The sequence below is a fragment of the Legionella resiliens genome, assembly GCF_021344005.1.
GTDB lineage: Bacteria > Pseudomonadota > Gammaproteobacteria > Legionellales > Legionellaceae > Legionella > Legionella resiliens.
In genome coordinates this window covers 617,008-634,595 of sequence record NZ_JAJTND010000004.1, presented here as the reverse complement: position 1 = coordinate 634,595, position 17,588 = coordinate 617,008, and the positions used below count along the sequence as shown (strand labels likewise).

The window sequence follows — 17,588 nt, the reverse complement described above, 5'->3', positions numbered from 1 at the left end:
TATGAAACCACGTGTGGCAGTGCATAAATTTACATCATGTGATGGATGTCAACTGGCATTTTTAAATGCTGGAGAGGCATTGCTTACTTTATCAGAGCTGGTTGATATCGAGCATTTTGCTGAAGCAGGAGCAGTAGATCTTGATGCCACAATAGACATAGCCTTTGTAGAAGGCAGTATTTCAACGCCAGAAGAAGAAGTGCGAATCAAAAAAATCCGAGAAAACAGCAAATACCTTATTACGATTGGCGCATGTGCTACTGCAGGGGGTATTCAGGCCCTACGCCAAGTGAATAACTCCAAAGAATGGATGAGCAATATTTACCCATCGCCAGATTATATTAGCCACCTAAGCACTTCAACTGCCATTTCCCATCATGTCAAAGTAGATTGGGAATTATGGGGCTGTCCGGTTAATGGAAAACAAGTATTAGAGGCCATTCGTTTTTTATTATCCAATGCATCCCCACGTATCAAGCGAGACTCTGAGTGCATGGAGTGCAAACGTAAAGGAAATGTATGTGTGCTGGTGACCCAAAAACAACCTTGTATGGGACCAGTAACCCAAGCAGGTTGCGGCTCTCTTTGTCCATCAATTGGACGAGGATGTTATGCCTGTTATGGACCAAAAGACAACGCCAACCCCCTCTCTCTGGGTAATTGGTTTGAACATCTTGGAATGAGTAAAAAAGCCGTTTCCCAAAAATTTTTCCATATTAATAATCAAGCTCCTGCATTTAATACAGCAGGAAACTATTTTAAGGGAATTAAAATCACCAATGAGTAAAAATATCTCAATTAATGTTCCCATCATAGCGCGAGTAGAAGGTGAGGGAGCACTAGAACTGCAAATTCATAACAATAAAATTAAAACATTAAAATTGAAAATTTATGAACCACCCAGGTTGTTTGAAAAATTTCTTGAAGGAAGAAGTTATACTGATGTGCTGGATTTTGTGGCACGCATTTGTGGTATTTGCCCTGTTGCCTACCAAATGAGTGCTACCCAAGCAATAGAAAATTGTTTTGGTATTCAACCAACCTCTTGGGTGCGCACCATGCGTCGTTTGTTTTATTGCGGCGAGTGGTTAGAAAGCCATAGCATGCATATTCATTTTTTAGCACTGCCCGATTTTTTAGGTTTCAAATCAGCGCCCGAAATGGCAAAAGTCCATCCAGAAGAAGTACGCCGAGGTATGCGTCTTCAAGCATTTGGTAATGATTTAATTAAACTATTGGGTGGTCGCTCTGTTCATCCTGTTGGGGCTTGCGTGGGTGGATTTTATAAGGCACCCTCCTTTTCGGAAATAAATTTACTATTAGAAAATGCAAAAGCAAGAATTGAAGACTGTGAAGCATTAATTTGCTGGCTTGCTAAGCTTACCTTGCCAAATAATTCGCACGATTTTACTTATGTTTCATTGTATCATCCTACTGAATACCCTTTTAACGAAGGCAGTTTGGTATCAAATCATGGATTAAATATTAGCATTGATGAGTTCGATGCCTACTTCAAAGAAAGCCAAGTTCCCTACTCCAATGCCTTACATTGTTTATTGCAAAATAAACCTTATTTAGTGGGACCACTAGCACGAGTCAATAATTGTTTTGGTCACTTGCCAATACCCATACATCTATTGTTACAAAATTTAAAAATTAATTTCCCTTCTCATAATATGTACCAAAGTATCATTGCCAGGGCTGTTGAAATTTATTACTGTGTTTTAGAATCCATTCGTATTTTGGAACGGTATGAAATGCCCCAAGACTCTTCCCCTCAGGAAATCAAACCGCGTTCCGGGATAGGCATTGGGTGTACGGAAGCACCACGAGGTATTTTATGGCAGCATTATCAATTTGATAAAAAAGGCCATGTTAAAACAGCCCGCATTGTCCCGCCTACCAGCCAAAACCAAGCGCGCATTGAGGAAGATCTCGCTATTTCCTTAGATCAATTAGGTTTGGATAAAGATGAAAATTCGTTACGCTCTTACAGCGAAATGATTATACGAAATTATGATCCCTGCATTTCTTGTTCCACACATTTTTTAAAAATTAAAGTGAGCCGAGAGTGAATCTGATAAAAGTTTTAGGTATTGGCTCCCCTTTTGGGGATGATCAGGCTGGGTGGAAAGTAATAGAAATCTTAAAGCAGCAAATCGTCTTACCTTCCAAGGTCGCCCCATATGTGATGATAGAAAGTCACGATCGTCCAGGAATTCGTCTGCTTGAATTAATAAATAATGCTCACACGGTCTTTCTCATTGACGCAATAAAATCAAATAATGTAATAGGAACGATACATCGGTTTAATAAGGATGATATTTTGGAGCCAGCGAATCAATTCTCAACTCACGGCATAGGCGTTTGGCAAGCGCTTCAGTTAGCCAGTGCCCTCAATACCTTGCCCAACAATATTATTTTATATGGAATTGAAATAGATGCTATTGTTTTAGACTCTACTCTTTCTCCATGCGTCCAAAGTGCAGTTGAACAACTTGCTGGGCAATTAAAAAAAGAATTAATCAATTGGAGCAATTCGACACAGCAATGAAGTAGCTGAGACTGCCATTCAAAATGGCAGATGTCCTGATAGGTGGTGCGATAATGAAATGAACTCGACATAACGATTTAAGCTTGGTATATCAATCATATAGCTTCTAAATTTTGCTATAATAACCTAGGTGAAACACTGAAAAAGGAAAAGCAGGCCATGGAAAATGCAGAATCAGTCAATCGTTACAAAATTGATGTAATGGATGCAATATATAATCGAAGAGCTGTCCGTAATTTTTTACCTCAAAAAGTCGACTCAGAGATTATTCATCAGCTCCTGGATGCGGCAATACATGCTCCTTCAGCGCTTCATGAAGAATCCAGAGGATTTGTAGTAATTCAGAATAAGTCTTTATTAGATCGTATTTCAGAAAGTGCCAAGCTGTTAACAATAAAGGAGAAAAAGAAAAATATAGACTTACAAGAAGAGCATGTTTTGCAAGTAGTGCAACAAAAAGAATTCAATGTATTTTATAATGCACATACTTTAATTGTTATATATAGTACTTTTAAAGGACAATTTGTCAGTGCTGACTGCTGGTTAGCGGCTGAAAATTTAATGCTTGCTGCGCTTACTTACGGCCTTTCTTCCTGTGTTGTTGGGTTTGCAGTTCCAGCATTAAATTTACCAGAATGGAAAAAAGAGTTGGAGATACCTAAAAAAATGACTGCCGTAGCTCCAATTATTCTGGGTTGGCCATCAGGACATACATTACCCACTACTCACAAGCCCCCTCTAATTCTAAAATGGAGATAAGTTCCCAACAAACCAATTCATATGGCAATTGTATCTATCCTCAAAGCAGATAAGAATAGTTGCCAAACCACAATGATTTCTGTGATTCCCAAAAAAGGATCCATATTATCTGGGTATGGAGAGAGCTATTGATTGACCAAGAGCATAAAAAAGAACCAGTAACAATAGCAAAAATTTTCCTGATTTTTCTTAAATTGGGATGTATCAGTTTTGGTGGTCCTATAGCACATCTTGGTTATTTCCGTGATGAGTTTGTAGGTCGATTAAAATGGCTGAGTGACCATGCTTATGCGGATTTGGTTGCGCTATGCCAATTTCTACCAGGACCCGCGAGTAGCCAGGTTGGTATCGCACTAGGCCTGTCCAAAGGAGGTGTTCGTGGTGCTGTCGCTGCCTGGCTTGGATTTACTTTACCTTCTGCTTTGCTGATGGTGATATTTGGTCTAACTCTTATCAAGATGGGCATTCATGATAATCCACCATGGATACATGGATTAAAGGTAGTTGCTGTAGCTGTAGTTGCTCAAGCACTTTGGGGAATGAGCGTTTCTTTATGTCCGGATAAAATAAGAGTAAGCCTTGCGGCATTGGCTTGTATAGGTTCAAGTATTATCCCTTATGCTAGTGGGCAAATATTGATGATAATCATTGGGGGGCTATTTGGTTTCTTTTTTCTATCATCTGAAAAATCGCTTCCCACCAGTGAATTAACTATTAAACTCAGTAGACGTATAGGGATTATCGTATTACTTACTTTCTTTATCTTACTCACCTTATTACCGCTTTTGTCTTTTTATATCACAAACTATCCCTTACAACTGTTTGATGCCTTTTATCGTGCTGGTTCTTTGGTCTTTGGTGGGGGACATGTGGTTTTACCTCTCTTACAAGCCAAGGTTGTTCCAAATGGATGGGTTAATAATTCTCTTTTTCTTGCGGGCTACGGTGCAGCCCAAGCATTACCTGGTCCTCTTTTTACTTTCGCAGCCTTCCTTGGTGCCATATCAACAAATACCCCAAATGGATGGCTTGGCGCACTCATTGCCTTAGTTGCTATTTTTTTGCCTTCATTTTTACTCATAGTCGGAGCATTGCCTTTATGGGAAAACTTGCGTCGACATCCATCAATGCAAAAAGCCATACTTGGAATCAATGCCTCAGTGGTAGGTTTGTTATTAACGGCCTTTTATCAACCTGTTTGGACAAGTGCGATTTTTTCCTTGAATGATTATTTGTTAGCAATGACCGCTTTCATCCTGCTGCAATTTTGGCGTGTTCCAGCCTGGATTGTTGTCCTTTTTTGCGCGTTAGTTGCCGGGTTAGGCTGGCATTAAATACTTTCCGTGAAAATACCCAGGAAACAAATACCGATAAATTTGAGAAAATATATAAATTTCCATTATAAAAAACGACCGCGCGATTATTGAAATTCTTATAAAAAATATCCCCCTGCAGCGAAGATTAGATACAAAAAAACCAAGACTCCTCCCATCCATCGTGATATCTGCTGTGTTAACATGAAAAGAGAAATTACGATCATGGTGAACAAACAGAAAGGCAGATAGAAAATTAATGTGTGCTGATCGACCTTAATCGGTTTTATCATGGAAATAATGCCTGCATTAAATAAAAAAAACGCAAAAATTGAACCAACCACGTTACCAAAACTAATTTCCACTCTTCCTTTAAGTGCTGCAGGCAATTCTCGAGCGATTTCCTCAATACTCACCAAAAATGCAAGAATAATCATTCCGAAAAAGGTGCCGGAAAGTCCAAAGTAACTAATCATGGTTTTGGATGCCATAACGATGAGCTCACTACCCACAATAATAACTGCAAGGGAGAAGAGAAGTAATCCTAAAGATTTCCACCGTTCTTCTTTTTTGACTGAGTTTATAGTTTCAGAAAGTTCATGGGATGGTTTGATGTCATACCCTTTTTTATTGAACCATAAGAGAACGGCTACAGAGAGAATGAAACTGACGAATAGGATCAACCCGTCAATTCTCGAAAGTTCACCATCCAATGCTAATAACCCCAATAGAACAATAGCTAGATTAGGTAAAATAAGAATACGTTTTGGGGTTTGCTTAAATGTCATCGGTACAATTAATGCAGTGATGCCAAAGGCTAATGCAATCGCTACCATGGTGGCGCCGATGATGGAACCTAAAGCAATACCAGACATTTCATTAAAAGCCCCAGCTGCACCAACGGCCAGATTTTCTGGATCGAAACCAATAAAAACAACACTGATGAAAAAGGTAGACATTCCAAAACTGACAGAAGTCCCCACGGCTCCCTTTACCAATTTCTCAGCAAAATAAATCACCAATACAAGCCCTATTATAAAAAGCCCTATAACTAGCAAAATATTCAATTTGTTTCTCCAGCAATTGATCTAGGCGTAAACTTTGCGAGGTGACAATCTTTAATCTATCAAATGATTATTCATTCAGCTTAATGCCGATGGTCTGCATCCTGCTCGATGAATATCAGTTGACTGTCAGGCCGGGTTCCCTAAGGAAAAAGTCGTGATTATTTATTTTTACCCTCTAAATTAATGTAACTAATTTGAATAATGGAACAGATTGATTAGAGACAATTACATCTTGTATTAGTTTCAATTAAAAACTATCTTATAGCCGATGCTAATTTTCAATGTGTTTTTCATTTTACTAGAAAAATTTTAAAAAACTACGAGGGATTATAATTACCATGTCTTGGAAACAAACAATTTCACTAAATCAACTGCAACAACAGGGACGTCACTGCGAAACCATTGATGGTCATAAAATTTTATTGATCTGGCATAATGACACTGTACATGCAATTGCCTCACAATGCCCCCATTTCAAATTACCTTTGACTAAAGGTGTCATTACGGATGAAAACACTATCGTTTGTCCTTTTCACAAAAGCGCCTTTAATCTTGAGACAGGCCAACCTGAATGCTGGTCCCCCTGGCCACCTGCTGTTGGAACGGTACTTGGCAAGCTTAGCAAACCTAAAAATCTGAAGATATATCCTGTACGTATTGATAACGATAAGATTAGTGTTGATGTTGCCTAAATGATGAAAAAGCCCCAAATTAGTTCATTCTAATAAGGGGTTTTCGATTATGTTCTATGTTCTCAAAATAATCGAGTCTAATCCAATTGATTAAATTTGCAGCGAGAGTACCAAAAATAAAATATACTAACACCCTGACTGGTAGATAGTAACTGGATGAATTATATGCATTATTTGTTAGTTCATGGCTCTTGGCATGGTATGTGGTGTTGGGACAAATTAGTTCCTCATTTATACAAACAAGGTCATTCAGTCAGTCGATTTGATTTGCCTGGAAGTGGCTCTCGATTTTCAGAAATTAACGATATTAATTTTGAAATTTTGAAAGATAGTGTTGAAGCTGAGATCCATAAAATAAATAATCCATTTTGTTTGGTAGTACATTCCTTTGCAGGATTGCTCGCAGCACCCCTTGTAGAAAAATATGTACATAAAATCCATCATGCTTTTTATCTGGCAGCTTGGCTTCCGAGAGAAGGAAAATCTTTAATTGATATGGCTGTTGCATATAATAATTCGGAGCTCCCTTCTATATTCATCCATACAGAAAATCCATTGTGGAGCGCTATTGACCCTGAAGCTTCTAAAAATATTTTTTATCATGACTGCACTCTTGAAGATCAAATATTTGCAAGCCAACGTATTAAACCTAAAAATAAACTACCCGACCTTACTCCTCAACGAGCAGTTGCTAACCGGAAATCTTTAAATAAAAGTACTTATATTTTATGCAATCATGACAAGGTTGTGCATCCTGAATCACAACTTGATATAGCAAAACGCTTTGGGTTTGATAATGAAAGAATCTTAACCTTTCCCGTCTGGACACTCACCATTTCTGGCGAAACCTTATGAATTAGCACGGATATTAAGTCAATCCTGCTAATGAGTCCCAAGTAAAATTAGGCAAATTCCCAAGGTAGCCAATCGTTTCAGGATGAATAAATTTCTTTTATTAATCAACATAAAGCACATTAATGATTAATAAAGTATGATTTTATTAATCAACATTACTTTTAATCCAACATTAAAGAAATTGATTTTAAACTTATAAAAAATAACATTTGGGAACATGTCTTGCTCAAGGTCTACTACCTAGAAATTGAATATTACAAAAATTGACTTATGCTATTAATTTTTTGTTTTTTTAATTCTTCAATATCCAATTGCATTTTATAGTGTGGCACTGGATGCCAAGAGGCTATAAATTCGCCAACAATTTTAAAACCAGCTTTTTTATAGACATACACTGCCCGTTCATTTGATACTTCTGGATCAATAAGGACTATTTTGGCATCAGAAAATTGGCTTAAGAGAAATTCATGAATCATCTGCACTGACAATCCCTTACCGATATAATCCAATCTGCAAATGAATAAATCTAATGTAACCGCACCAAAAAGATATTCTTCTGATTTCCCAATTTCAGAAGTAATTAAATAAGCGAAGGGGATTTCATTATCATAGGCTATCCAATGAGTAGCCCACGGTTTCCCATCATTTAAAAATTGATCAATGTCTTTAATCGTATTATTTAGACCATCCCCATGAAGCCATTCATTAATATGTGGCTGATGAATCCATTCCCTAATAAGTTCATGTTGAGATTTGTTCATTGGTTTGAAACAGAAACGAAATTCATTTGGAAAAGCTTTAATCATCTAAATAATACTCAAATAACGGAAGCGTTTATTTTTAAATTATATCACTTGTCAGTATATCTGGGATCTGGTCTTGCATTTTTTGTCTACTGCCTAGAAATGGTACAAGCAGACTTTGCAACAATCCCCTACTCCGGTAATACACGACCACTTTTGACAGAGTAGGTGAAATACTTAGCACCAAAAACGCAAAATAAATCATTTACTTAAGTAGTAAATCTTTATTCATCCTCCTTGCCCCACACATCTCATGAGATTTTGAGCTATACTTAAAGTAGCGTGTCTAATTTTTGATCAAAATGTTAAATGGAGGTCATCTATATGTTCTTATCTACGGTGAAAGATATCTACGAAGCTCGAGTTAAAATTGGGAATCACATAATATCTAAAATTACGGGAATAAAAGTTGATCCGTTGAAGGTTCATTTGAGCGTACAATGTGATTTAGAATCTTCAGGAGCTAATGGAGAAATCATCGATCTTGTTACTGGTAAAATTATTTACAGATGCCGTAAGCAAACCATTGTAGATAAATAATTAAAAATTGGAATAAGAACAATTTTAAATTAAAAACAATGAGAATAATAAAAATATACAAAAAGTATCAATAAAAGTGGAAAGCTAGATAAACAATTTACAAACTCTATCTCTACTCCAAACTAAGATAAGATTTAATCCTACTCGGAAAGCCCATTGGATTAAATCTTATCCTTTTCTATAATTTTTGCTATTAATTGTGTTTAAAGTCAGTCATTTCGTTGGTTTTTTTGGAGGTACAGCAAGCATATCCACCGTACTAAGATGAAGAATTCGTTTTGCAACACTCCCCATAAATAAGTAATGCAATCTCGATTTACTCTGTGTGCCAAATGCCAACAAATCAGCATTCCATTTTTGGGCTTGTCTAATAATGCAATCAGCATAGTAGCCGCCTATAATTTTTTTCTCAAACTTGCTTTTATCGACCTGACATTGATTTAGAAAATCATCCAGTTTTTCAAAAATACCTTTTGTTTTAGGTTGTTTGGGGTCTACAAATTCTTCACTTATGTCGGTTGGATTGAAGAATTCTTGGTTATGAATATTAATGATGTGTAACAACTGAAAAATAGCCTTGGGAAAGCGGTTAAACGTAAATTGTACTGTTTCTTTGCTTGCTTCTGTAAGGTCTGTTGCTATCACTATCCGATTGTAAGCAAAATCAGGTACTTTTTTTATCAGCAACACAGGAACATGGCTTTGGCTAATGACGGAGCCGGAAGTAGTGCCTAAAACATACTCATTAATATAGTAACGTCCATGGGCACCAACAACAATCAATTCACAATGGTTTTCATCAGCATATCGGACAATCTCATCAGAAGCCCTACCCAATACCACTGCCGTGTTGGTAAAGAGTTTAAGTGTATTACTTTTTAATTTCTTTAAAATCTGCTCTTCGATTTCTTTCTTTTCAGCCAAAAATTTGTGCTGCAATTCCGTATCTGAAGACTGCACAATACGACTTAATGGAGATGTTACAACATGGAGGAAATGAATCTGAGCCTGATTTGTCTTTGCTAAATCAAGAGCACGCTGCAAAGCCCAATCGGCATGTTTTGAGAAATCGCTGGCAATCAATAAATTTTTTAATATCATGGCTATCCCTAAATAAAAAAACAGAGTGATCTTTCTTAGCCTAACTAGTCTCCTAATAGGAGGAATAAGAGTGCGATTATTCGATTAGCTCAGTTTTTATCAATGTATTCTCGGTTTTTTAAATAATTGAGCCGAGTGGGCCATTTTCTTAAAAAATCGCCTATTGACAATAGTTAATCCTATCACATCAAACTTATGAGTCAAATTCAGTACGCTAGGAACATGACAGACAAATTACCCGGCTAAGTAAAGAATGAGAAGGTTTTGGTTTTTATTGAAAACAATGCTAAAGATTATTTTGTTCCCTTAGTGTCCTCCAAAATAGGGGCTTTAAAACGCTTCCCGAAGAGGCAAATGTACTTAAGAAAAATCAACTTAATCAGACTTGATAAAGCAAAATGCTTAAAAGAATGTTGGGGCAAAATGACCTGAGGTATCGTCAGTTTTTTGATGAGAAACCTCCACTAATTTTTTCGCCTACGTACTGCGCTTTATGCGCGGTATCCAGGAGATCTTGCTATAGAAATGCTCAGCGGCATCTTAAAATATCGTTCTGGATACCGCACATAAAGCGGGGTACGTAGAGAAATTTAAAATGAAAAACTGACGACCCATCAGGTCAAAATGACCCAACCTACGCTTGCTGTTCTCCATATTAATCCCCTTAAGAAAATGCCTATCATTTATTTATTATGATGAATAAGAGAATAAAATTCTTCGAACATTTTTTCATGCATTTTATTCATACGGTGAATCGATAATCGAGCCTTCCAGATTTGTTTGATAACGTGAGTGACTCGGCTACGAGTCGCCTTCAAAGCAATCATCCATAAATAGACTATAAAGGCATTACCACGGCTTTTGGAATCAATGTCTAGGAAATAAAGGGCGTCTTTAAATAGTTTTAGCTGTTCTTTTTTTAATACAAAAGCCAAGCGGTGATTTGCTTTTAATAAGTTTTTCCTATTTAAAAGTTTTTTTAGAAAACGATGGAATTGTCCTGAGTCTCTTCGATGCCGACCATATCCCTCATTGATGGATTTATAATATATTTCCAGGGGAGTATTGAGAGAATGACTCTCTATGTCTTCAATAACTTGGTAAACAGTATCTTTTACATCGTATACAATACATTCTTTTGGGTAGATTAAATAATCAAGTTTACTGTCCAAAAGCATGTATTGTATTACTGGGGGATTTCCAGACCCTTTAAGACACCATCTTATGGCAGCACGGTTGGTCATAAGGTTTTTAAATAAAAAAAATCGATAACCTAATCATAGCAAAACTAAATCAATTACTTATTGGAAAAAGGGATCCTATTTCATTATAAAATTCATTTTTGGTCTAAAATTAAACAATCAGCAGTGTTATTCCTAAAGGCCGTTTTCATGTAAAAAAGAAGGAGATACGGATGGCGCGCTCAATTTGGAAAGGTGATATTTCTTTTGGATTAGTCTCTATTCCAATTTCATTGGTTTCTACAGAAGAAAATAATGAAATTCACTTTCATTTGTTAAATTCCAAAACGAATGCACGGGTACGCTATCAGCGAGTAGATGAAGAAACAGGAAAAGAAGTGCCATGGAATGAAATTGTTAAAGGTTATGAATACGATAAAGGCAATTACATTATTGTCAATGAAGAAGAGTTTGAAAAAGCAAGCCCCGAACTCTTTAAGACCATTGATATCGAAGAATTTGTGGATAGTAAAGAAATTGATAGCTTATATTACACGAAGCCCTATTACTTGATTCCTGAAGGAAAAAATAAAAAAGCTTATGTACTTTTACGTGAAGCTTTAAAAAAAACAAATAAAGTAGGTATCGCTAAAACCATATTACGGACTAAAGAATATTTAAGTATTATTCTTCCCCATGACCATACCCTTCTTTTATACCTTATTCATTTTAAAGAAGATTTACGCTCCGAAGAAGAACTAAATGTTCCAAAAGAAAATATAAAAAACTATAAAATTTCGGACAAAGAAGTAAAGATGGCGGTAGATTTAATCAATGATATGAGTACCTCTTGGGAGCCAGAAAAATATCATAATGAATACCGCGAAACGATGCAAAAATGGTTGGATAAACAAATTAAATCATTAAGCCAAAAAGGCAAGAAAGTGACTAAACCCACTCGAAGTCATGATGCGGTAGTGGATTTTGTATCTCTGTTGAAAGAAAGTATGAAAAAGAAAAAATCAGACAAATCCCCTGTACTTAAAAAAAGTGCTAAAAAATAAGAAGGTACGTAATGGGCCTTAATCAATACCATAAAAAAAGAGATTTCACCAAAACTCCAGAACCCAAAGGCAAGGTTACTAAAGACCACTCTCGTCTCTTTGTAATTCAAAAACATGCAGCAAGCCATCTCCATTACGATTTTCGCCTTGAACTGCATGGTGTCTTAAAAAGCTGGGCCATACCTAAAGGCCCAAGTCTTGACCCCAAAACGAAACGTTTAGCCATGCATGTGGAAGACCATCCCATTGAATACGGCTCATTCGAAGGCATTATCCCTAAAGGGCAATATGGTGGTGGTACTGTGATGCTTTGGGATGAAGGAACATGGGAACCTTTGGATGATGATCCCTATAAAGCCTATGAAAAAGGCCACCTGCGTTTTAATCTCCATGCTCAAAAATTAAAAGGACGCTGGGATTTAATTCGTTTTAAAGATGAGAAGCATTGGTTTTTAATTAAATATCAGGATGAGTATGCCAAAGAAGAGAATGACTATGATATTACGCGCGCTTTAACGAAAAGCGTTAAATCAAACCATTCGATAGAGGAAATTGCAGAACATTACACCCATGTCTGGCAAAACTCCGAAGCTAAAGCCGTCAAATCAAAAAAAACAAAACATAGAGCGATAACAAAACCGACCATTGTTTTACCTGAAGGAATAAGCAAAACGAATTTCCCCGAGTTTATTGCGCCACAACTTGCAACTTTAGTTGACAAAACACCTGAAGGAAATCAATGGGCCCATGAAATTAAATTGGATGGCTATCGGATTTTAGCCTTTAAAAATGGATCTGAGGTCACCTTAAAATCACGTAATAATAAAGATTGGACCCAGGATTTACAACCTATTGCCGATGCTGTAGCTCTCCTTCCTTTTAAGCAAATTGTTCTCGATGGAGAAGTAGTCATATTAGATGCTGAAGGACGTTCTGATTTTCAACTGTTACAAAATTCAATTAAGAATAAAGAACAAGCACCCTTCATCTATTTTCTTTTTGATTTACTGTATTTTGAAGGCTATGACTTACGAAAATTAACCTTAATAGAGCGCAAATCCATTTTAAAAAATATTCTAACTGCTAATATTCCTCGCCTTCATTACAGTGACCATATCATTAAAGAAGGAAAAGAGCTTTATGAATATTCATGCAAACATGCTTTAGAAGGCATTATTTCAAAGCGTGTGAAGGGCACCTACCTTTCCAAACGCAGCAAAGACTGGTTAAAAATTAAATGCCTTAAACGACAGGAGTTCGTCATTGGTGGTTATACTCCCCCTAAAGGAGGACGAGCGCATTTTGGCTCACTTTTTCTAGGCATATACAATAAAGAGGGTAAGTTGGACTATGCAGGGAATGTAGGAACAGGATTTAGTAGCAAATCATTAAATGAAATCAACCAACTGCTATTACAAAATAAAGGGCAAACCAACCCATTCACAAGCAAACCTCCTGGTTTCTCTCAAGCACATTGGTTAGAACCTGTTTTAGTGTGTGAAGTAGAATTTACAGAGTGGACTGAAGACGGCCATTTACGTCATCCGAGCTTTAAAGGAATGCGATTGGATAAAAAAGCCATTGAAATAGTTCGTGAATCTGAACTTCCCGTAAAACAGGTTGAAAAAGAAAAAAGCACACATAAAACCACCAAAAAATCGACATTTACCGTGACCAACCCCGATAAAATTCTTTATCCTGAAGATGGGATTAGGAAAAAAGATCTACTTACCTATTATGAAGAAGTAAGCGATTATATTCTCCCTTACTTAACTTTAAGACCTTTAACCTTAGTACGTTGTCCGTCCCATTACAATGAGTGTTTTTACCAACGCCATTATAATAAGGCTACTGAAAAAGCACTTCACCCCATCGATGATCCCAAAGACGAGGAGCATGAACGATACATTTATTTAAATGATCAACAAGGATTATTAAGTCTTGTCCAAATGGGTGTGTTAGAAATACATCCATGGGGCAGCACCATAAAACATTTAGAAGAGCCCGATATCATTATCCTTGATTTAGACCCAGCTCCTGATGTCCCTTGGGCAGATGTAGTTAAAGCAGCACTCGATGTTCGCGACCATTTAAATCAATATAAGCTGAAATCGTTTGTAAAAAGTACTGGTGGAAAAGGACTTCATGTGGTCATTCCCATCTTGCCTGAATACGAGTGGGAAGAAGTCAAGCAGTTTACCCACATATTTGTCCAATTTTTAGAAAAATTAAATCCCAAAAACTACATCAGCAAAATGACAAAATCAAAACGTGGTGGCAAAATTTTTATTGATTATTTACGCAATCAGCGTACGGCTACCGCTATAGGCCCCTATTCTACTCGAGCAAGACTTCATGCGCCTGTTGCAACCCCATTATCCTGGGATGAATTGAGCAATCATAAAGAAGAAAATAGCTTTACCATTAAAACGCTACCCAAACGTTTAAAAAAATTAAAAGAAGATCCTTGGCAGAGTTTTTGGACCCTCAAACAATCATTAAGGCTTGATGAGTTGTAACCGCTACTTTTTTGTTTCTTTCATACTGCTTTTAAGCAGATCGTATTAATGCCACTAAATTAAAATAAGGGTAGTTGAATGCCTTCATAAATCTTCTCTTGCTTCAATTTGATTCCTATACCTAACAATCTTACCGGCATACGTTTTCTTAAAAAACCTTCATGTATGAGTTGGCATAAAATATTTAAATCGAGATGCTCATGCACGCACTCCACTGTGGTTTGCTGAAAATCATTAAATTTTAATTTAACAAAAAGAGTGTGTATTGAAGACAATGCTCCAGCTTGCTGAATTCGTGCTTCAAGTCGAATCATTAATTCAGGTAAAGCAGCGAAGCACGCTTTTACATCCGGTAAATCATGCAAATAAGTTTCTTCAACACTAATGGATTTTCGAATTCGCTCAGGATTAACTGGGCGCTCATCAATTCCCCGTGCTAAATCATATAGCCTCTGCCCCATAACACCAAATTCATTAATTAAATAGTCCATTGAATAATCTTGCAAATGCCCACATGTTTTAATATTCAATGTTTTTAGCCTTTCTTCCATTTTTGGGCCTACGCCAAATAATTTGCGCACGGGTAAATCAATCATAAATGAAGCCACTTCTTCTGGCTTAATCACCTTTTGCCCATTGGGTTTATGCCAATCACTGGCAATTTTCGCCAAGCTCTTGTTTGGCGCAATTCCTGCGCTTGCGGTAAGTTGCCGCTCCTGATAAATTCGCGCACGTAACTCTTGTGCCATCCACGTAGCACTCCCCTTACAATGGGTGGACTCCGTCACATCAAGATAGGCTTCATCCAAAGATAAAGGTTCAATAAGATCGGTATATTCTTCAAATAAAGCTCTAATGTACTGACTTTCGTTTCGATAAACCTCCATGCGTACAGGTCGTAAGATGAGGTGACGACATAATTTCAATGCCTGTGCTGTTGGCATGGCTGAGCGTACACCAAATGCTCGTGCCGCATAATTGCACGTTGCAATAACCCCTCTTCGGTCCGCCGCCCCTCCCACCGCGATTGGCTTATTCACAAGCTCAGGAAAATCACGCATTTCAATTGCAGCATAAAAGCAATCCATATCAATATGAATGATTTTTCTTATCGGATTCATTTTCTTATGCTTTGATTCATTCATAAAACTCTTCAATACATACGAACTTGAGGAACATCAGACCATCGAGTGGTATAAGCAGGTGATTTAAGTTCTGCTCGCGCGTCCCAGGGTTTTGAATAACCTTCAGCGGCTAAATGAATTGTGCTTCTTCCATATTTTTGATTGATTTGATCAAAAATACTCATTAATTGTTCCGTGTGGCGGAGTTGCTCATCATTTGGCTGATGAAATAGATCCCGCTGTCGTGGGTTTGTAGGAATTAAATCCTCAAGACATACACCTGCTTTTTTATAGTAATACCCTGGTTTAAAAATACGTTGCAGACATCGCTTGGCGATTTTGGTAATTAACCGCAAATCATCCGTTGGATTAATAAAACGAAACTCTATGGATTGAACGTGTTGTGCCAAATCCTCTCGAAACCGGTTGGTATGCACAAAAACAAACATACGTTGCGCCACCAAATGTTGTTGACGCATTTTCTCCACTGCGCGTGCACAATGACTACTTACTGATTCCGCAATTGAGCCGAGTTGTGTTTGCATCTGTCCAAAACTTTTAGACGACATGATACTTTGCTTAGGTTCTATACCCTCTAAACCACCACAAGCAATTCCTTGCAACTCCATTGCGGTACGCATTAGAACCACATTAAAACTCTTCTTTAAAAGATGCGTATTGGTTGTTGCCAAATCATAGGCAGTATGAATACCTCTGGCGATTAATTTATTTTCCCATTGCCGCCCTACTCCCCATACGTCCCCTATTGAAATCTGCTTTAATAATTGCTCACGATTCGATGTGATATTAAATACCGGAATCTTAAAGACCTTTTTACATAAATGATTGGCCACTTTTGCTAATGTTTTAGTAGGTCCAATGCCTATGGAAGTGGGTATTCCTATGTGCTTTAAGATTTTCTTCTGTAAATCCTGGCAAAAAGTATTATGATGAGCGACAGGTAAACTTCTTAAATCAAGAAAGGCTTCATCAATCGAGTAAATTTCTACATGTGGCCAGCTTTCTTCAATGGTGCACATCACTCGATGACTGATGTTGCCATAAAGGGTGTAATTCGAAGAAAATGCTTCCACACCATGCTGTGCACACAAATTTTTAATCTTAAAATAAGGCTCACCCATTGCGATGCCCAATGCTTTAGCCTCATTTGAACGCGCAATGCAACATCCATCATTATTGGATAACACCACAATAGGAGCATCCCTTAAGTCCGGGCGAAATAAACGTTCGCAACTGGCGTAAAAATTATTGCAGTCGATTAGAGCAAACATGTTAGGCCAGCTCATGAAGCACTAAAGTGACCACACCCCAAATCACCATCTCACAGTCTTTTGTAATATCAATGGGTTTAAATTTGGGATTGGCAGGAAGTAATTGTACCCTACTCCCTTTTTTTGAAAGACGCTTTACTGTGAGTTCCCCATTGACTGCCGCAATTACAATACGCCCATCAGAGGGATCCAGGCTTCTATCCACTAACAACCAATCCCCTGAAAAAATACCCGCATCCACCATGGAATCCCCTGTAGCTTGTAAAACAAATGTGGAAGATGGATGTTTAATGAATTTGGCATTTAAATCGAGATATCCCTCAATGTAATCATCCGCAGGTGATGGAAATCCTGCTTGAATTTTACTTGCGAATACCGGCAATTGGTAATCAGGATGATTTTTTAATTGCTCTAATTCAGCAATCTGAGCTACCGGAAGACGAACTGCTTTGGTAGGCTCACCCCTGGGACGCCCTGCCCCCGCTCTTTTTCCGCCTCGTGGTGACATAAATGATTTATTTTTTGATTTACGTACAATTATCATAGACGCAAGAAAATAAGCTGTAAATCCCACATCGAGGTATAAACACTGAAATTAACATTAAGTCTTCGAGAATATTAAGAAAAATTATTTTACGTTCTTTATTTAGATAATGACTCCATCGCCAATAAAAATTTTCATTTATAAATTTCGCAAAAGATAAAAACAAATATTTTGCAGTAA

17 protein-coding genes are annotated in these 17,588 nt (G+C 37.3%); 10 read left to right on the top strand and 7 right to left on the bottom strand.

Features of this window, described 5'->3' with window-relative positions:
* Position 1: 1 nt before the first annotated feature.
* The 5 genes from LXO92_RS08250 (at position 2) to chrA (ending at position 4,647) form a co-directional block, all read left to right on the top strand.
* Complete coding sequence (locus LXO92_RS08250) at positions 2-787, top strand: NADH-quinone oxidoreductase subunit B family protein (RefSeq protein ID WP_232890762.1); 786 nt, start codon at positions 2-4, stop codon at positions 785-787.
* Entirely contained in the window at positions 780-2,075 is a 1,296-nt protein-coding gene (locus tag LXO92_RS08245) for a Ni/Fe hydrogenase subunit alpha (protein WP_182352180.1), read from the top strand. Before LXO92_RS08250 ends, LXO92_RS08245 begins: the two co-directional genes overlap by 8 nt.
* Positions 2,072-2,554: a hydrogenase maturation protease gene (locus LXO92_RS08240; protein ID WP_182352179.1), complete on the top strand. Its 483-nt coding sequence runs from the start codon at positions 2,072-2,074 to the stop codon at positions 2,552-2,554. The genes LXO92_RS08245 and LXO92_RS08240 overlap by 4 nt, the downstream gene beginning before the upstream one ends.
* 159 nt (positions 2,555-2,713) lie before the next feature.
* Positions 2,714-3,313 (top strand): nitroreductase family protein, encoded by a 600-nt coding sequence (locus LXO92_RS08235; RefSeq protein ID WP_232890761.1) that lies wholly within the window; start codon positions 2,714-2,716, stop codon positions 3,311-3,313.
* A 128-nt stretch (positions 3,314-3,441) separates the two neighbouring features.
* The gene (gene chrA / locus LXO92_RS08230; RefSeq protein WP_182352177.1) at positions 3,442-4,647 is read left to right on the top strand and encodes a chromate efflux transporter; all 1,206 of its coding nucleotides are present in this window, start codon (positions 3,442-3,444) and stop codon (positions 4,645-4,647) included.
* A 98-nt stretch (positions 4,648-4,745) separates the two neighbouring features.
* Here the strand turns inward: chrA and LXO92_RS08225 are convergent, their stop codons facing one another.
* Positions 4,746-5,693: a sodium:calcium antiporter gene (locus LXO92_RS08225; protein ID WP_182352176.1), complete on the bottom strand. Its 948-nt coding sequence runs from the start codon at positions 5,691-5,693 to the stop codon at positions 4,746-4,748.
* A gap of 338 nt (positions 5,694-6,031) precedes the next feature.
* On the opposite strand from LXO92_RS08225, the gene LXO92_RS08220 reads away from it, so the two are divergent.
* Both LXO92_RS08220 and LXO92_RS08215 read left to right on the top strand, forming a co-directional pair.
* The gene (locus LXO92_RS08220; protein WP_232890760.1) at positions 6,032-6,385 is read left to right on the top strand and encodes a Rieske (2Fe-2S) protein; all 354 of its coding nucleotides are present in this window, start codon (positions 6,032-6,034) and stop codon (positions 6,383-6,385) included.
* 165 nt (positions 6,386-6,550) lie between these two features.
* Positions 6,551-7,240, top strand: coding sequence for an alpha/beta fold hydrolase (locus LXO92_RS08215; RefSeq protein WP_232890759.1), 690 nt, complete (start codon positions 6,551-6,553; stop codon positions 7,238-7,240).
* A gap of 254 nt (positions 7,241-7,494) precedes the next feature.
* On the opposite strand, the gene LXO92_RS08210 is transcribed toward LXO92_RS08215, so the two are convergent.
* Entirely contained in the window at positions 7,495-8,046 is a 552-nt protein-coding gene (locus tag LXO92_RS08210) for a GNAT family N-acetyltransferase (RefSeq protein ID WP_232890758.1), read from the bottom strand.
* 321 nt (positions 8,047-8,367) lie between these two features.
* Between LXO92_RS08210 and LXO92_RS08205 the strand changes: the two genes are divergently transcribed.
* On the top strand, positions 8,368-8,583 hold the full coding sequence (locus LXO92_RS08205; RefSeq protein ID WP_182352173.1) for a hypothetical protein: 216 nt from the start codon (positions 8,368-8,370) through the stop codon (positions 8,581-8,583).
* Between the two features lie 213 nt (positions 8,584-8,796).
* Here the strand turns inward: LXO92_RS08205 and LXO92_RS08200 are convergent, their stop codons facing one another.
* Positions 8,797-9,684: a universal stress protein gene (locus LXO92_RS08200; protein ID WP_182352172.1), complete on the bottom strand. Its 888-nt coding sequence runs from the start codon at positions 9,682-9,684 to the stop codon at positions 8,797-8,799.
* A 683-nt stretch (positions 9,685-10,367) separates the two neighbouring features.
* Complete coding sequence (locus tag LXO92_RS08195; protein ID WP_232890757.1) at positions 10,368-10,928, bottom strand: hypothetical protein; 561 nt, start codon at positions 10,926-10,928, stop codon at positions 10,368-10,370.
* A 170-nt stretch (positions 10,929-11,098) separates the two neighbouring features.
* On the opposite strand from LXO92_RS08195, the gene ku reads away from it, so the two are divergent.
* Together ku and ligD are read left to right on the top strand one after the other, a co-directional pair.
* The gene (ku, locus tag LXO92_RS08190; protein ID WP_182352171.1) at positions 11,099-11,929 is read left to right on the top strand and encodes a non-homologous end joining protein Ku; all 831 of its coding nucleotides are present in this window, start codon (positions 11,099-11,101) and stop codon (positions 11,927-11,929) included.
* An 11-nt stretch (positions 11,930-11,940) separates the two neighbouring features.
* Positions 11,941-14,448 carry a DNA ligase D gene (gene ligD / locus LXO92_RS08185; RefSeq protein ID WP_182352170.1) on the top strand — a complete coding sequence of 836 codons (2,508 nt, stop codon included), beginning with the start codon at positions 11,941-11,943 and terminating at the stop codon, positions 14,446-14,448.
* Between the two features lie 59 nt (positions 14,449-14,507).
* On the opposite strand, the gene dinB is transcribed toward ligD, so the two are convergent.
* The 3 genes from dinB to LXO92_RS08170 are packed head-to-tail and all read right to left on the bottom strand — an operon-like array spanning position 14,508 to position 17,372.
* Positions 14,508-15,569, bottom strand: a complete 1,062-nt coding sequence (gene dinB, locus LXO92_RS08180) for a DNA polymerase IV (RefSeq protein WP_232890914.1) — start codon at positions 15,567-15,569, stop codon at positions 14,508-14,510.
* Between the two features lie 32 nt (positions 15,570-15,601).
* On the bottom strand, positions 15,602-16,879 hold the full coding sequence (locus tag LXO92_RS08175; protein WP_182352168.1) for a Y-family DNA polymerase: 1,278 nt from the start codon (positions 16,877-16,879) through the stop codon (positions 15,602-15,604).
* Positions 16,866-17,372 (bottom strand): LexA family protein, encoded by a 507-nt coding sequence (locus tag LXO92_RS08170; RefSeq protein WP_182352167.1) that lies wholly within the window; start codon positions 17,370-17,372, stop codon positions 16,866-16,868. Before LXO92_RS08170 ends, LXO92_RS08175 begins: the two co-directional genes overlap by 14 nt.
* Between the last annotated feature and the right edge of the window lie 216 nt (positions 17,373-17,588).

Excerpts from the sequence above, each read along its gene's own strand:
- LXO92_RS08250 (WP_232890762.1), top strand. The coding sequence starts at position 2 with ATGAAACCACGTGTGGCAGTGCATAAATTTACATCATGTGATGGATGT.
- LXO92_RS08245 (WP_182352180.1), top strand. The coding sequence starts at position 780 with ATGAGTAAAAATATCTCAATTAATGTTCCCATCATAGCGCGAGTAGAA.
- LXO92_RS08235 (WP_232890761.1), top strand. The coding sequence starts at position 2,714 with ATGGAAAATGCAGAATCAGTCAATCGTTACAAAATTGATGTAATGGAT.
- LXO92_RS08220 (WP_232890760.1), top strand. The coding sequence starts at position 6,032 with ATGTCTTGGAAACAAACAATTTCACTAAATCAACTGCAACAACAGGGA.
- LXO92_RS08215 (WP_232890759.1), top strand. The coding sequence starts at position 6,551 with ATGCATTATTTGTTAGTTCATGGCTCTTGGCATGGTATGTGGTGTTGG.
- LXO92_RS08210 (WP_232890758.1), bottom strand. The coding sequence starts at position 8,046 with ATGATTAAAGCTTTTCCAAATGAATTTCGTTTCTGTTTCAAACCAATG.
- LXO92_RS08205 (WP_182352173.1), top strand. The coding sequence starts at position 8,368 with ATGTTCTTATCTACGGTGAAAGATATCTACGAAGCTCGAGTTAAAATT.
- LXO92_RS08200 (WP_182352172.1), bottom strand. The coding sequence starts at position 9,684 with ATGATATTAAAAAATTTATTGATTGCCAGCGATTTCTCAAAACATGCC.
- LXO92_RS08195 (WP_232890757.1), bottom strand. The coding sequence starts at position 10,928 with ATGACCAACCGTGCTGCCATAAGATGGTGTCTTAAAGGGTCTGGAAAT.
- ku (WP_182352171.1), top strand. The coding sequence starts at position 11,099 with ATGGCGCGCTCAATTTGGAAAGGTGATATTTCTTTTGGATTAGTCTCT.
- ligD (WP_182352170.1), top strand. The coding sequence starts at position 11,941 with ATGGGCCTTAATCAATACCATAAAAAAAGAGATTTCACCAAAACTCCA.
- dinB (WP_232890914.1), bottom strand. The coding sequence starts at position 15,569 with ATGAATCCGATAAGAAAAATCATTCATATTGATATGGATTGCTTTTAT.
- LXO92_RS08175 (WP_182352168.1), bottom strand. The coding sequence starts at position 16,879 with ATGAGCTGGCCTAACATGTTTGCTCTAATCGACTGCAATAATTTTTAC.
- LXO92_RS08170 (WP_182352167.1), bottom strand. The coding sequence starts at position 17,372 with ATGTCACCACGAGGCGGAAAAAGAGCGGGGGCAGGGCGTCCCAGGGGT.